The following is a 15,986-nucleotide window of genomic DNA, read 5'->3' on the forward strand; positions in this document are numbered from 1 at the left end:
CTCTTGATAGACCGCTATAATCCGGCTGGGTTTTGCAGCAGTTTATTGACCTTTCCAAGAAACCGCCCGCCCTGATGGCCATCACTGACCCGGTGATCAGCGGCCAGAGTGAGATTGAAAAGAAGACGTGGTCGCACCTTTCCATCCACTACCCAAGGTTGCAGCATCGGTTTGCCGAGGCCGACGATGGCGACCTGTGGTGGATAAATAATGCCGAACAGGGTTTCCACGCCTCGATCCCCCATACCGCTGACAGTGATGGTGGCATCGGTCATCTCTGAGCTGCGCAGGCCGCCTCGTCGGGCGCGTAAGGTCAGGTCTCGCATCTGCTGCATTAAGTCAGGCAGACTTTGTTGGTCTGCATGGTGCAAAGCCGGGGTGATCAGGCCCCAGTTACGCATGGAGATTGCCATTCCCAGATGGATCTCTGATGCCGGTTGAAAATGACCCTGTGTATAGAAGCCGTTCAGTTCTGGATTGCGGGTCAGAGCGAGTGCGACCGCCTTGTGTAACAGGGCAGTCATCAGCAGCTGCGCTTCTGGTGGTTTGTCGTGGTTGTAGTGGGTCATCCACTCCAGCGCAGGTTGCAGATCGATGGTGGTGGCCAGATAGTAGTGGGGAATCTCCCGCTTGGAACGCGACATGGCGGAGGCTATGGCCCGGCGCATCATCTGCTGTTCATCACGGCCGGTGGCCTGGGGTTTTGTGTGGTTCAGTGTTTCAGTAGCGGGGGTTTTATCGATGAACTTCTGCGATTCTAAATCGTGCGCAACAATGGCTCCCTCGGGACCGCTGCCGTTCAAGCCAGCCAGATCGATATGGTTGTGGAGCGCCAGCTGACGGGCCAGAGGTGAGGCTTTGATACGTGTGGTCTGGGGGGGGACTTGGGCTGCTGAGTCGGCTGTCGAGTCAGCCGTAATCTCTGTCTCCAGTGTGGCAATCGGATGACCGACAGGCACGCTGCTGCCGGGTTCGACCCGTAGTGTATGAATGATACCGGACTGGAACGCCTCCATATCAATCGCCCCTTTCTGGGTTTCAATCACGGCGATGATCTCGCCTTTTTTGACAGCGTCTCCTGGCTTTACAAGCCATTCCGTGAGAATGCCGCTCTCCATATCAGCGCTAAAGGAGGGCATCGTCAGCTCGATCATTGTACCCCCAGCACCTGCTTGGCTGTGTTCACAATGTCGGTTTGTTGGGGCAGCGCCGCGTCCTCCAGATGTTTAGGGTAGGGGATGGGGACTTCCTGGCTGCATATCCGGGCTACCGGGGCATCCAGCTCCCAGAAAGCCTGCTCCATGATTATTGCGCTGATTTCGCCGGCCAGAGAGCCGGTGCGCCAGCCTTCATCAATAATAACGGCACGATGGGTTTTGCTGAGGCTACTGACGATGGTTGCGCTATCCAGTGGGCGCAAGCTGCGCAGGTCGAGTACCTCCGCACTAATACCGGCGTGGGCGAGTTGATCTGCCGCCGCGAGTGCTTTAGGTAGCGAACCGCCGTAGGTGATCAGTGTAATGTCACTGCCTTCACGACGGATCGCTGCTTGTTCCATTGGCAGGCATTGATCCGCGCTAGGGATCGGCGCTTCGTTGTTGTAGAGCATGACATGCTCAAAAATCACGACAGGATCGGGGTCTTGCAAGGCCATCGATAGCATGAAGCGCGCATCGGCGATGGTCGCGGGCGCCAACACCTTAAGACCCGGGACGTGGGCATACCAGCATTCCAGACTATGTGAATGCTGCGCGGCAAGCTGGCGACCGGCTCCGGTAGCCATACGGATGACTAAAGGCACACTGAACTGTCCCCCGGACATATGGCGGATAGTGGCTGCGTTATTAACGATCTGGTCGAGTGCCAGCAGGCTGAAGTTGACGGTCATTACCTCAACGACGGGCCGCATTCCGCCCAGCGCCGCACCGATACCGGCTCCGACAAAGCCGGATTCTGACAGGGGGGTGTCACGAATACGCGTTTCTCCAAATTCATCCAGCAATCCTTTGGACACGCCATAACAGCCGCCGTAGTGTCCGACATCTTCGCCCATCAGAAATACCCGTGGATCTGTTTGCATCGCTTCACGCAGGGCTTCGTGGATCGCTTCGCGATAACTCATGCTGCGGGGAGATTCGTTATTCATTGTGACGCCCCCGGGGTGTAAACATCCCGAAGCAAACTGGAGGCGTCTTCAAACTCACCGTGCTCGGCGGCGGCTACGGCTTCGCTGATCTCCCTTTCTACGTCTCGTTCAATCGTGTTCAGCTCTTCATCGCGAAATTGTTGGTTGTCCCGGAGCCAGTTGACCAGCTGCACAATCGGACCTTTCTGGCGCCATGCATCCACCTCTTCTTTGTCGCGATAGAGCTGGCTGTCGAACATCGAATGGGCACGAAAACGGTAGGTCCGGCACTCCAGAAAGCGGGGTAGACCATCCTTACGAATCGCCTCGCAGGCGTTGTGGGCCGCCTGTTCCACTGCCACCAAATTCATACCATCCACCACCTCGGCACTGAGTTGATAGCTCTCCGCTTTATGATGAATATCCTGTTCCGACTCCGAGATATCAAGGGCGGTGCCCATGGCGTAGAGGTTGTTTTCGCAGACAAATAGCACCGGCAGTTGCCAGAGGGCGGCCAGATTGAGGCTTTCGTGAAACTCACCTTCCGCCACGGCACCTTCACCAAAGAAACAAGCGGTCACCCGGTGACGATTTTGCAGTTTGTCGGCCAGTGCCAATCCCACGGCCAGAGGTAACCCGCCTGCGACAATGGCGTTGCCGCCGTAAAACCGGGTGTCGGCGTCAAACAGGTGCATGGAGCCGCCGCGGCCATGGCTACAACCATTCAGCTTGCCATACATTTCGGCCATCACGGCAGTCATTGAGACACCGCGGGCCAGTGCATGGCCGTGCTCGCGGTAGGTACAGATTAAAGCATCCTCTGGCTGCAGGGCTTGATTACAGCCCACGGCGATCGCCTCTTCGCCAATATAGAGGTGGAGAAAGCCACGGATTTTCTCCAGCGTGTAGAGTTCTGCGCATTTCTCTTCAAACCGACGGATACGGATCATATTCTGCAATAGCTGTAATAAATGGCTGCGGCGAATATGGGGCTTATCGTGGATATCGGTCATGTTTCGTCACTCTCCAGCGTTGAGATATCGCCTTCCGGCAGGCCGAGCTCTCTTGCTTTCAGTAGGCGACGCATGATTTTTCCGCTGCGGGTTTTAGGCAGATTGTCGCGAAAAACAATCTCTTTGGGTGCGATGGAGGCCCCCAGATATTTACGGGCATGGCCAAGCAGTGTCTTGCGTAACGCCTCATCGGCTTTGAAACCCGCTTTCAGGGCGACATAGGCTTTAACCATTTCACCAACCACTGGATCGGGAATGCCGATAACCGCCGCTTCGGCGACAGAGGGGTGTTCCAGCAACACACTTTCTACTTCAAACGGTCCCACTAAATGACCGGCGGACTTGATCACGTCATCTGCGCGGCCGACAAACCAGTAGTAGCCGTCCACATCGCGGGAGGCGAGATCGCCACTCAAGTACCAGCCATCCTGAAAGCAGGATTGATAGCGGTCTTCGGCATCGAGGTATCCACGAAACATGGAGGGCCATCCACACTTCAGTGCCAGCTCACCGACCTCGTAATCATCCTCGATAAATACCAGGGCGCCCTTGATATCCCGCTTAACGATCGCCGCTTCTATGCCCGGTAGCGGTCGACCCATCGAGCCGGGCTTGATCGCTTCTGAGGCAAAGTTGGCCAGCATGATGCCTCCGGTTTCGGTTTGCCACCAGTTGTCATGAAAGGGGCGCCCCAGTACCTGCTGACTCCAGAGGACAGCTTCAGGGTTGAGCGGTTCTCCTACGCTGGCCATAAACCGCAGGTGAGACAGGTCATAGGCCTGAGCCAGCTCATCACCGGCTTTCATCAACATGCGAATCGCCGTCGGGGCGGTATACCAGACACTGACCTGTTGTTTCTGGAGGATGTCGTACCAGTGAGCCGCGTCAAACTCCGCCTCGTCGACCACCATCGTGACCCCCGTACAAAGAGGCGCAATCACACCATAGGAGGTTCCGGTTACCCAGCCCGGGTCGGCGGTGCACCAGTAGGTATCATCGGGGTGCAGGTCGAGTGCATAGCGACTGGAGAGGATGTGGTAGAGCACCGCTTGGTGGGCATGTACCGCGCCTTTGGGAGTGCCCGTCGTTCCGCTCGTGAAATGCAGCAGGGCCATATCTTCCGGGTCGGTGGGTTCTGCCGGGCTGGTAGGATCTGCGCCTGCCAACAGTCGATTGAGGTCGAGGCAGCCGGCTGGCAGATCATCGGACGTATCAAGCAGAAGGATGTGTTTGAGTCCGGGCATTTGGTCGCGCCAGGGCATCACTTTTTTACGGTAGAGCCGTTCCGTTGTGACCAGGACGCGTGCATCACCGATGCTCATCCGTGAACGGATTGGCTCAGGACCAAATGCTGAAAATAACGGCGAAAACACAGAGCCATTTTTCAGGCTGCCCAGCAGTGCGATATAGAGGCCCGGAGTGCGTCCCAGCAACCCGAATACACGATCGCCTTTACGTACCCCCAAGAGTTGCAACACCGAGGCAAAGCGACTGGTTTGTTCAGACAGTTCGCGGTAGCTCAGTGTTTGAGTATGACCGTCTTTAGACAGCCAGAGAATCGCCGTTTTCTCACCCAGCCCGCGTTTTAAGTGGCGGTCTACGGCTTCGTAGGCGATATTGAGAGCGCCGTCCGGCAGACCGTCGATACAGGTACGGGCCTCTTGCCAGGTGAAGTCATGGTAAAGAAGGGGGTAGTTTGTCAGGTTCGGTTTTACCGCGACAGATTTCTTGTCCTTGCTGATCGTTGCAATACGCATAATCTATGCCTGTAGTATTCAGCCGCAAAAATGTAAGGCGATACTTACGAAGCATAGTTCACCGCTCTATACCTGCAAATTGCATGGGTATTTGAGACAGAAAGACGCTGAGTGAACGCCTTAAAAATACAGCCGCCAGCGTAGGATGATATTGGCAGGCTGGTGGCCAAACTCCGATTGAGGCTGGCCCGACGGGTTCAGGCCTTTACCCTGCGTAAACTGAAAGGATACGAGCAGATCTGATTCGTCACTCAGCGAATAAAGAGCATTAAACTGATGCAGAGAGGAAACGTGGCGTTCGTTCTGATTATCGCGTAACGGGCTGAGCAGCAGGGTATAACTGCCATGCAGCAGGGGTGTCAGATCTTTACTCAGGCCCATCCCCAGAACTTGTCGGCTGAGGTGCTGTTGCAGTCCGTTTTGGATCAACAGGCTGGCATGCCCCTGCGGTAGTGAGGACTGGCTCCCGCTACCTAATGTATTGTCGTACCATTCCAGATTCAGCAGCGTACCATTCTCAAACTGGTAATCCAGACCGGCGATCCAGAGCAGGCCATCCTGCGCAGGCTGCGGTTGATCGAAAAACACCCCTTCGACACGCCAGCCAACGCCCGACCATTCACTCTCCACAGAGGCTCCCCAAAGACGGTTATCCACAACTTCGCCAGCTATGAATGCGATTTCAGATTGATCTCCAGCGGGCTGGCGGTAATACAGGGCTGCGCTGTTTGAATGTGTGTCGGCGTCGTTTGGTGCAAAGGCGTATACGGCAGTCAGTGATGAAAAGGGAGTGGGGTACCAGTCATAGACCAGAGTATCGATGCCCGCTTTGTAATCGGTATCCAGATCGGTGGGGGCGAACGCACCGAACACATTGAACGGTTGCCAGAAGCGGCCGCTGCCCCAGTCGATGGGCTGTCGGCCAATGCTTAACGTGCTGGTGCTAAAATGACGCTGATAAACGGCGCGGTCAATCTCATAGGCCAGTTGTGCTTGATGATTGTTGCTGGCGTGCTCAAGTACACTGCCCGCGAGCTGCCGATAGCGGAACAGATCACGGGCTGTCCGGCGCTCTGCAGAGACCCCATTGCTTTGTAGGCGGCTGGCGCGCAGATGGAGCGACCACTCATCCCGGTCGCTATTGCGGGCCAGCATCAGGCGTAAGCTCTGCTGATTGGCGCTCAGGGTGTCGCGGTTGATGGTGGCCCCTTTGGGTGTTTCGCTGAGCAATCCCAACAGCGCTGCACGGCCGGTGAGTTCCGCTGCAAATAGCACGGTAGCCGATGGCAGGCAGCATAGCAGCGTTGCCAGCAGGACCGGGATGCTAGTTGTGATCTGCATAAGCGGTCTGATTCAGGTGTTGATCCTGCACGATGGCTCCGTCGCGCAGCGTGATAATACGTTCGGCACGCTCCATAACTCGTGGGTCGTGGGTGGAGAAAATAAAGGTGGTTTTTTCCTCCCGGCAAAGCCGGTGCATGATGTCCAGCAGGGCCGTGGCGTTTTCTGAATCCAGATTGGCGGTGGGTTCATCGGCCAGCACCAGACGTGGCCCCGCTGCCAGCGCCCGCGCAACCGCAACGCGCTGTTGTTGACCGCCGCTTAATGCTGATGGGCGGCGCAGCATCACGTCCTCCAGTCCCACTAATGACAGATAATGCCTGGCCCGGGCTTCCCGCTCTGCGCTGGGGCGGCCCTGAAGCACCATAATCAGTTCGACGTTTTCCAGCGCGCTCAGGACCGGTACCAGGTTGTAAGCCTGAAATATAAAACCCAGCTGAAATAGTCGGAAGTCGGACAGCTGAGCGTCTTTAAGCCGGGTGAGATCGGTACCGTGCAACCAGACGTGCCCCTGATTGGGGACATCCAGGCCGCCGATGATATTCAGCAAGGTCGTTTTACCCGAACCGGAGGGGCCGACCAGCGCGGCAAATTCGCCGGGCTCAACGCTCAGGTCCACCTGTTTGAGCGCCGGTAAATCAATCTCACCCTGCCGATAGTGTTTGCTGATCGCCTCCAGTGTCAGTAATGCCATTTTTGATCTCCCTGCTGATTGGTCTGATTTGCCCGCAAACAGGTCATGTGCGCAGCGCCTCCACCGGTGTAACACGGGCGGCCTTGATGGCCGGATAGATCCCGCTCGACAGTGTGGTGATAAAGATAATGGTCGTGAGCTGGATAATCCGGGCCCAGGACAGCTCGGTATACACCACCGGATCGATAAAAGTGCCCATGATTTCGGTACTTTCGTTCATCACCCCGGACAGATCGATCCCCTGACTGGCAAACCAGAGGTGGGCTGATCCACCTATCAACCAGCCTGCGGTGACAGCCAATACGCTTAGCAGTAAAGATTCGGCAAACACCAGCAACAATAGGTGGTAGCGGCTTAAACCCAGCGCACGCAACAGGCCGAATTCGCGGGTACGTTCCAGTACACTCATCAGTACCGTATTGATGATGCCAAATCCCACCATAATCAGTATCAGCGTGAGGAAGATGTAGTTCCCGGCGTCATCCACGATGATGAACTGCACCAGCTGCGGCATCATCTCCTGCCAGTCGAGTACGGCGATATGCTCCGATTTCAGGACTGTGGATAACTGGGTTTTCCAGTGGTTTAAGTGGTCGGGGTTGTCCAGAAATACGGCAACGCGTGTAATAGGTGTCGCCGGGGTGTCGGCAACGTCACTGTCTGATTCTCCGAGCAGAAAGTAGCGGGCAAAATCGATCTCGCTCAGTACCAGAAAGTCATCCAGCTCGGAGACCCCAGAGGCGAAGATTCCCCGTACCCGCCCCAGCTGCGCTTGTGAATCTCCGCTCTGTTTTCCCGCCATCAATACCACTTTACTGCCGACCTTGGCTTTGAGCTTGCGAGACATCCCTACGCCAATCAAAATGCCACGCTGATCGTCCGGTTCCAGCCAGAGACCGGCGATCAACTTGGGTTTAAGCAAACGGATACGCTGATCATGCTGTGTATCCATGCCCTGCAAGCTGCTACCGACCGAGTTATGGGCGGTGCTTGCTAATATCTGCAGCGAAATACGCGGATCGATATGGCCGGCAATCTCCAGCTGTTGCATCTGCTGAGCGAGTGTTTGCCCGTCGGGGATAAACCGGTGATTCGCGGGTGACGCCAGATAGCCCGGTGGCTGTACGGTGAGGTGCCCCTCGCCCAACTGAATCGCGTTACGCACCATTGAGTTATGGCTGCCATCTCCCAACCCGATGGAGATCACTGCCAGGCTGAAGCCGATGGCGATGGAACTGAGAGTGATCAGGGTGCGTTTACGGTGTCGCCAGAGGTTTCGCCATGCCAGCTGCAGGAGCATGCGCAGGGCAAGCTGGCTCGATGGCAGATCGGTCGTATGGTGATGGAATGTCTCGTGCGTCATCGCATCACCTCGGCTGGATTGAGGCGTGCCATTCGCCAGGCAGGGATAAGGGCGGTGAGCAGCGTGACGGTCATCATCAGACCGCAGGCGTGAAGGACATGGGTGGGTTCGAGGTAGATCTGCATCACCGGTTCAAACACCACGCCCGCCCAGTCATAACCGTCAGGCATGTAGTGGCTGAGATCGATCCCGTCCCGCTCCAGATAGACGGTCATCAGAGAACCAACAGCGGACCCGAGCGCGGCAGATACCAACGCCAGTAGAAAAGACTCAAACAGTACCATTGCTAATAAGATCCTGCGCTTCATGCCGATGGCGAGCAGGATGCCGAATTCGTGGGTACGTTCGTGCACGGCCATCAGCATGGTGTTGAGCATCCCCATCGACGCCAGGCTGATCACAATCAGGCCCACGAAAAGCATCATCGTCTGGCTGAGCTCAAGCATCTCGGATACCGCCGGGTTAAGTTGGCGCCAGTTGCGGATGATCGGATCGCCGCCTAGTGGTTCCAGTGGCTGTTCGTGGGTGAAGGCTGCCAGCTGCTGAATGAGTGTGACCTGCGCGCTGTCGAGCTGATCTATGATCTCTAACTTGATTGCCAGTTCGTGAAATCCATCTTCCAGATACATCAGTTGCTGAAAGGCTTCTATCGACATCAGCACACCCATCCGGTCAAAGTTGGGCTCCAGTGGTTTCAGGATTGCTGCGACCCGAAACAGCGCGTTGCCGATACTGCCATCGGCGGCTTGAGTGACCAGAATCAGTTCACTGCCCGGTGTCAGTTGCATGTTTTTTGCCAGTTGAGCACCGATCACCAGGTTGTAGCGGGGCAGTCCTGATGCGGTGTGGTCGGCAATAGCAAAGTCGGCTTTGCCTTGGCGGATATGTTCGAGCATCCGGGTGGTCTGGCGTTCACGTAGAGGATCAATGGCTTTGATCATCACACCGGTTGAGGTGTTTTCTGCACTGGCCAGTCCCGCAGCGTACAGGCGTGGCGCGAAGTGCATCTCAGGGTGTCTGGCTTCCAGTTGTTGTAGATAGGGCCAGGGCAGGGTCGCGTAGAGATCGCGATCGTCGATGAACGCCTGACGCTGGAGCTGAAGATGACCGGTGGATATCTCTGTCGCGTGCTGCGACATCTGACGTGTCATGCCCGTTAGTAAAGCGGAATAGAGAATGATCATGATCAGTCCGCCCGCCAACGCAGAAACCGTCAGTAGACTGCGTACAGGGTTGCGCCAGAGATTACGCCACGCCATAAACAACAACATCGACAGACTGGATGAGTTAGCAGTCTGGACAGGCATTGGCTGCTACCGGAGTCGCTGCAGATTTTTAAGTGAAAAGAAGGTGCTGTCCAGCGGGACACCAAAGCGGATATTGCGATAGATAATCACCGTGGATTCGTTGGGTTTATCGGTGGGTTGTAAGGTCAGACGCATGGGAATCACCCGGTCGTCCAGCGTGCGCTGTTGATCAAATGTGAGGGTGCGGATTAACACCCCCTCTTCGTCGTAATACAGCGCTTGCAGTGGTGCCAGTGTGTGCTGCTCAATCTGCATGATCACCTTACCCCAGACCACCGCTGCGTCGACGTTGGGGATCGACGTGATCTCGTAGAGCATCTGACCGTTGCGCTCACCCTCGAAACTGATGGCGGATTGATAATCTTCAGCGAAGGTACTCTCTTTTATCAGGTCATCATTGGTGAAATGACTGCCCATCCAGGAGCCGGACATCATGCTGGAAGGGATCTTGGTTACGCGGTTGATCTTGGGCAGGTAGTTCCAGATATTGGCCTCGACCTTAAGCGTGGCGATGCCACGGTCTTTTACCGGATTACGGATCCTGACCAGAGAATACTCTTTGCCGCGTGACCACGTTTCCATGGTCATCGTGCGTTGGTAACGTTGGGTTTTGACCTGCATCTCCATTTCGGCGCGGGAGGTTTCACCACGCCAGAGGTGATCAATGTGCTTGATCAGCGCATCGATATCGGTAGCCAAAGCGGGTGTGGACACCATCAGCTGTGCGATCAATACGATGTATGACGGTAGGCGCAAGTACTGACGTCCCGGCCACATAATAGAGCCGATCTGAGATAGAGATAATCCCATATACACTCCTTATTACACGGGATAAGTTTAGCACTCAGACCAGGTAGCAGTGGGTGAGGTAGGTGTATCTTTACTGATCGTTGAGGGGCAAGGGAGGGCGCGGGACATCCCTGTCGCCACGGGTTACGTACATCGATAATGCACCGCGGTCAGGCCGCTGCTAAGCGATTCATTTTAGGTGACGAATGTATATTGAGGGAGCGTGGCTGGTTTGAGAGTTTAACACCATGCTTCGCACTGACCATTTCATCCAGTGTATCGATCACCGTATCGCAGGCGGTCTCTACCTGTTCAAAGGTGCTATACAGCTGTTGCTGCACATCTAAATTGCGTTCCCAATCCTGGTCGATCAGCGAGAGTGCTTGTTGCATATGCTGATGCATATTGGCATGAGGGGCAGGGATCGAATTGAATGCACGCAACTGACCAAAGTTCTGTGCCGATTCGTCAGAATTTAACCACTGACCTAAACGGCACTCGTGCTCTGCTATATCTGCCAGCTCTGCATTGTCTGAATGGCGACCGAGGTTCACGGCGGTGTAACCGTTTTGTTTGTGGATAAAGTGCTCAAGCTTGGCGAGGGACGCAAAGCTTACATCATGGATGTAACTAATGCGTGACAGGGCCATATTGGACGCGGTGGCGACTTCGTTGAAGTGTTCTTCAAACCGTCCCAGAGTATTACTTGAGGTGGTCGACATCTCGCGCATGGAGGAGGTGTTGCTCAGCATCCGGGCGGAATCGCTGCGCAGCGCTTGCATCACATCAGAGATCTCGGATGAGGCTTTCTTTGAGTGTTCAGCGAGGCTTCTGACTTCATCCGCTACCACCGAAAAACCACGCCCGTGTTCTCCCGCTCGTGCAGCTTCAATGGCTGCATTCAAAGCGAGCAGGTTCGTTTGATCCGCAATGGTGGTGATCAGGTTGACCGAGTTGGATACCTCCTCCTGACGGGCGTTGAAGTCCTCCACTGCTTGAGCGGTTTGGTCAATCTTGTTGAGCAGACTGCTGAAGGTCGCACTCATCTCGGTCATGGAGTGAATACTTTCCTCTGCTGCATGTGCATTTTTCGCGGATAGAGCTTCCAGATCTTCAGTGGCGGCCACGATACCGAGAATGTCGGTTTGGCTGGTGGACATGTTCTTTAGCAAATTCTCAGCGTTCAGGTGCCCTAGGTTGGATAACAGTTTATTGCGCATCTCCCGTTTGTGGTTATCCAGAAGAATGTCCAGCGAGGCGTTGCCCTGCTCCAGTGCTTCGAGATAAGCGCCGTGCAATCCCGAGGTCTGCATCTTGCGGAAAAATTTGCCTTCACTGGCGAATTTCAGGGCGGTGGATTGTTCGCGGAAGCAGGTTTCCAGCTGGTCCAGCATATTGTTGAAGTGCCAGCAGACCTCGCCCAGGTTGTCCTTACGACGGATATGGGTGATGCGTGAACCTAACTGGCCGTTACTGATCTCGCTGGCGACACGGGCAATCTCAGTTAACGGGGATAGGGCTATTTTCAGCTGGCGCAGGTAGAAATAGGCACTGCCGATCCCAAACACCATCAGGGAGCCCAGCCATAACCAGTCCAGAGGTTGCCAGCCGTGGGATGCAACACCAATCAGCCCGGCGATGAACAACAATGTGTTAAGAAAGACAACTTCGTACGTTGCCTTAGATAGAAAGGATAAATTCTTCATAGCTGAGATTGAGTTGCTCAAGTTTTGAATGGAGTAGATTAAGGGAGGCTTCAATAGCGTTGCGTGGACCGGCTTTTTGTTCTTCGGCCAGCATCGCGGCATAGATATTCGTTATGGCAGCAATCGCATCCGGATGGGGTTTGCGCCGCACCGAGAAATAACCGGCAGGCCGACCATCAGGGCCGGTATCGGGGGTGACGTTGGCAAATACCCAGTAATAACTACCGTCTTTTGCCATATTTTTAACATAAGCAAAGCATTCCCGGCCCTCGTTGATCGTGGTCCAGAGAAAGTGGAACACGCCGCGGGGCATGTCCGGATGGCGCACGATGTTGTGCTGTGCGCCTAAAAGCTCTTCTTCGGAATAGCCGGAAAGTTCGATAAATATCTCGTTGCAGTAAGTGATACGACCCGATGCATCCGTTTTCGAAACGATGAAGTCACTCGCTTTCAAAACGCGTTCGTGGTTGATCGGCGTAATCTTGTTTTTCATTTAGGATGAATGCCTATTTTGCGCATGGCTCGACGTGGTGGTGTTGGTACCAATCCTCAAATTGGTTGGCCGGTACCGGTTTGGAGAACAGATAACCCTGGCCGTAGTCGCATCCTGCTTGAGTTAACAGTGCCTTTTGTTCTTGTGTTTCAATGCCTTCAGCTATGACTTTGATGCCCAGTTTGTGTGCCATCACGATGATGGCTTCGCACAATGACAGTTCACTGGAATCCGGTGTCAGATTGCGGACAAATGACTGATCGATTTTAAGAAAGTCGATATCCAGTTGTCGCAGATAAGAGAGGGACGAATAGCCGGTTCCAAAATCGTCCAGTGAAATACTCAGCCCTGCGGTCCGGAATCCTTTGAGCGTATCGGTGACCCCATCACCGGACTGCATGAGCAAGTTTTCTGTGATCTCGATTGCGACTGCATCGCCCGATACACCGCGTTGTTCCATGAGCGTGGTCCAGTTGGACAGTTTGCCGTCGGCATCCTGAAACTGAATTGGAGACGCGTTTACACTGACCTGGAAGCGTTCATCCAACTGTTGGCGCCACTGCTCGACCTGTTTGATGGCTTCTATAAACACCCAGTCACCAATTTCAACGACGATACCGGTCTCTTCCGCCAGAGGAATAAAATCAGCCGGGCTGACAAAACCGCGTTTGGGATGTATCCAGCGTAATAAAAGTTCGGCTTTATATACTGACGCGTTTTGTAGGTCGATGATGGGTTGGTAATAGGCCACCATCTCCTGTTTTTGGGTGGCTGTTTTCAGGTCTGAGGTCAGTTGGATACGCTCGCGCGTTTCCTCTTCCATTTGTGGTGTAAAGAACTGAAAACGGTTACGCCCCTGCCGTTTGGCCATGTACATTGCCTGATCTGCATTTTTCAGCAGTGATTCGGAGTCCTGAGCGTCATTTGGGTACAGGCTGATGCCGATGCTGGCGGATAGGTAATTCACTTCACCGTCGTCTAAGGTGTAAGCCGACGACAGGCTATTAATGATGTCGGAGGCGACACGTTCCGGGCTGCGGGCATCCGATACCTGTTTTAGAATGACGGTAAATTCGTCACCACCCAAGCGCGCCACCACATCGGACTGGCGCACACAGTTACTGATCCGTGCAGCGACCTGCTTCAAAAGGTCGTCCCCCTGATGGTGACCGAGGGAATCGTTGACGTCTTTAAATCGGTCCAGGTCGATAAACAGCAGAGCCATGGGCAAACCTGAGAAATCGGCTTCGCACATGGTGCTGGTTAGCAGATCCTGGAACATCGTGCGGTTGGGCAGGGAGGTTAGGGCATCCAGGTTGGCCTGCTGCCAGATCAGCTTCTCTGACTCTTTTTGTGCCGACAGGTCTGAGAACAGGGCGACCCGGCGGTGAGGCAGACCGTCATTGTTATAGACGGTATTGATGGTGAGCCATTCAGGGTAGAGCTCTCCACTTTTCTTTTTGTTCCAGATCTCTCCCTGCCAGGCGCCGGTTTCTGACAATGAGTGCCACATCTTCTGGTAAAACGAGCGGTCTTGCAGGTCGGAACTCAGGATGCTGGTTTTCTGGCCTTTAACTTCGGAAAACTCGTAACCGGTTACGGCGGTAAAGGCCGGGTTCACCGCTAAAATCAGGCCGTTTGCATCGGTGACCGTCATCGCTTCGCTGCTATTACCGAAGATCAGTGACGCCAGCTGCAGATCTTCCGACAGACGGTTCTGTTCAACGACTAAGGCCATTAACGTGGCGATACGGCTGACCAGTCTACGTTCAATCCCCGAGGGGGCTCCGCTGTATTTCTTATAGATGGAAAAAGCACCGAGCTGTTTGCCGCTTTTACCGATGATCGGAGTTGAGTAGCCTGCGCGTATGTTTAATGCCTCAGCAATATTTAGATGTGCGGACCAATAGGGATCGCAAGTGACATCTGAAATAGTAAAGCGTTGACGGACACAATCCGACAAACCTTGCTGGGCGAGGGCATTGAGTGCCTGATCATTTGCATGTTTTTTTAGTTTAGGGGCGCTGATATGTTCGATATTGGATTCGCTGTTGTTGTAGATAGCTGCGCAGCAGCGAAAGTCCGGGTTATCCCGTTCAATCAGCCGTAACGCAAAGTCGAGGACTTCGGACAGTGTGGCACCTTGATAGAGTTTTTGGAGGACTTCGCTGCGGGTGATGGCCGCATTTTCTAACTGCTGTTTTTCCTGGATGGAGAGGGCCAATACGGTACCGATGGCTGACAGTGCCATGAGGAACATCCAGAAGTTTGTCAGGCCATGAATGGGCTGCGACTCCCCGGTGCTGACCGTGCCTTCGACCAGATATCCCGCGCCCAGAAGGGTACACACCGAAATGACAAACAGCGCGCCGTGCATTTGGAAACGCACACCGCCCCAAGCGACAAAGGCGAACATCAGGTAGGACTCCAGCCAACCACTGGCACCGTCTGAAAAGATAGCGAAAGCGGTCAAAAGGGTCACAACGACAAAAATGAGCACTTCACTGAGCAATGCATGGGAGTACGCCACTTTCGGCGGTGTTCTCCAAACCAATATCGATACGGAGATCACCAGTACACCTATGAGGTCTCCCTGCCACCAATGGATAAAGTCATAGATCAGATCGAGAGGGACGTCAGGTGAGAAGAGCCACCTTGAGAATGTACTCAGGGTCGCTGACGTTGCTGCACAGACAAGGCCTGCCATGGCAATGTGAAAGTAATCTCTGAAGGTTTGCATTCGTAGTGTGGTGTGGTAACTGTGCGTCAGGTAGCCCACTGCCGCTAATGCCCCCAGCGTATTGCCGATACCGACCCCTAATAATTGCCCCGGCGTGCTGTCTATCCCGATGCCTCCCAGCATCGTGCCGATCAGGATACCGGGCCAGTACCTCAGCCCTCCGATCAGCAAAACGGGCAGGGCCAATCCGGTGGAGACCCACATATTGAGAAGCTGATAGTCCACCGACAGGAAGCTTAGGGTGGCGGCACCAGTGATCGAATAGATCAACGCAAATACCGCCACCTTAAACAGGGCACTTTTGTGGCGGAGAGAGCGCTTTAAAAAAACAACCAGCGCGTATGCCATTCGGCTGATGGTTGATAACAGGGACTGGTAATTTGGATGCATGGACGAAATGAAAACTGTAAGTATTTGTATATCGGATAACAGGAGCAGGAAGGATAGATTGAAATCTCGATCTGTCAGGCACTAAAAGGACGGGATGCGGGACCACTTGATCTATATCAAGAATGCTTGATCAAAAATGAGTTGTGGGGACAAATATTGAGCCCTTAATGCAGTTTATAACGATATAACGGGGTGTTATCAGTGCTGATTAAGGACGTGATCAGCCTGGACTCATACACCGGAATGGCTGCCCGGTTCGGTGTATGAG

At 54.4% G+C, this 15,986-nt stretch carries 12 protein-coding genes; all 12 read right to left on the minus strand.

The features are described 5' to 3' along the window. Positions 1-14 precede the first annotated feature (14 nt). Positions 15-1,154, minus strand: a complete 1,140-nt coding sequence (locus IOQ59_RS12535) for a dihydrolipoamide acetyltransferase family protein (protein WP_193953724.1) — start codon at positions 1,152-1,154, stop codon at positions 15-17. Then, positions 1,151-2,146, minus strand: coding sequence for an alpha-ketoacid dehydrogenase subunit beta (locus IOQ59_RS12540; protein WP_228050875.1), 996 nt, complete (start codon positions 2,144-2,146; stop codon positions 1,151-1,153). Before IOQ59_RS12540 ends, IOQ59_RS12535 begins: the two co-directional genes overlap by 4 nt. Then, entirely contained in the window at positions 2,143-3,138 is a 996-nt protein-coding gene (gene pdhA, locus IOQ59_RS12545; protein ID WP_193953725.1) for a pyruvate dehydrogenase (acetyl-transferring) E1 component subunit alpha, read from the minus strand. The genes IOQ59_RS12540 and pdhA overlap by 4 nt, the downstream gene beginning before the upstream one ends. Further along, positions 3,135-4,895 carry an acetate--CoA ligase gene (gene acsA, locus IOQ59_RS12550; RefSeq protein WP_193953726.1) on the minus strand — a complete coding sequence of 587 codons (1,761 nt, stop codon included), beginning with the start codon at positions 4,893-4,895 and terminating at the stop codon, positions 3,135-3,137. The genes pdhA and acsA overlap by 4 nt, the downstream gene beginning before the upstream one ends. 120 nt (positions 4,896-5,015) lie before the next feature. After that, positions 5,016-6,236 carry a hypothetical protein gene (locus tag IOQ59_RS12555; RefSeq protein ID WP_193953727.1) on the minus strand — a complete coding sequence of 407 codons (1,221 nt, stop codon included), beginning with the start codon at positions 6,234-6,236 and terminating at the stop codon, positions 5,016-5,018. Beyond that, positions 6,220-6,930 carry an ABC transporter ATP-binding protein gene (locus IOQ59_RS12560; protein WP_193953728.1) on the minus strand — a complete coding sequence of 237 codons (711 nt, stop codon included), beginning with the start codon at positions 6,928-6,930 and terminating at the stop codon, positions 6,220-6,222. Before IOQ59_RS12560 ends, IOQ59_RS12555 begins: the two co-directional genes overlap by 17 nt. A gap of 43 nt (positions 6,931-6,973) precedes the next feature. Then, positions 6,974-8,293 (minus strand): ABC transporter permease, encoded by a 1,320-nt coding sequence (locus IOQ59_RS12565; RefSeq protein WP_193953729.1) that lies wholly within the window; start codon positions 8,291-8,293, stop codon positions 6,974-6,976. After that, positions 8,290-9,600, minus strand: a complete 1,311-nt coding sequence (locus IOQ59_RS12570) for an ABC transporter permease (protein WP_193953730.1) — start codon at positions 9,598-9,600, stop codon at positions 8,290-8,292. Before IOQ59_RS12570 ends, IOQ59_RS12565 begins: the two co-directional genes overlap by 4 nt. Positions 9,601-9,606: 6 nt before the next feature. Then, positions 9,607-10,410: an outer membrane lipoprotein-sorting protein gene (locus IOQ59_RS12575; RefSeq protein WP_228050876.1), complete on the minus strand. Its 804-nt coding sequence runs from the start codon at positions 10,408-10,410 to the stop codon at positions 9,607-9,609. 149 nt (positions 10,411-10,559) lie between these two features. Next, the gene (locus IOQ59_RS21465) at positions 10,560-12,095 is read right to left on the minus strand and encodes a methyl-accepting chemotaxis protein (protein ID WP_193953731.1); all 1,536 of its coding nucleotides are present in this window, start codon (positions 12,093-12,095) and stop codon (positions 10,560-10,562) included. Next, the gene (locus tag IOQ59_RS12585; RefSeq protein WP_193953732.1) at positions 12,070-12,588 is read right to left on the minus strand and encodes a PAS domain-containing protein; all 519 of its coding nucleotides are present in this window, start codon (positions 12,586-12,588) and stop codon (positions 12,070-12,072) included. Before IOQ59_RS12585 ends, IOQ59_RS21465 begins: the two co-directional genes overlap by 26 nt. Positions 12,589-12,601: 13 nt before the next feature. Continuing rightward, positions 12,602-15,718 (minus strand): bifunctional diguanylate cyclase/phosphodiesterase, encoded by a 3,117-nt coding sequence (locus tag IOQ59_RS12590; protein WP_193953733.1) that lies wholly within the window; start codon positions 15,716-15,718, stop codon positions 12,602-12,604. Positions 15,719-15,986: the final 268 nt, after the last annotated feature.

The organism is Pontibacterium sinense (assembly GCF_015209595.1).
GTDB classification, from domain to species: Bacteria; Pseudomonadota; Gammaproteobacteria; order Pseudomonadales; family Balneatricaceae; genus Pontibacterium; species Pontibacterium sinense.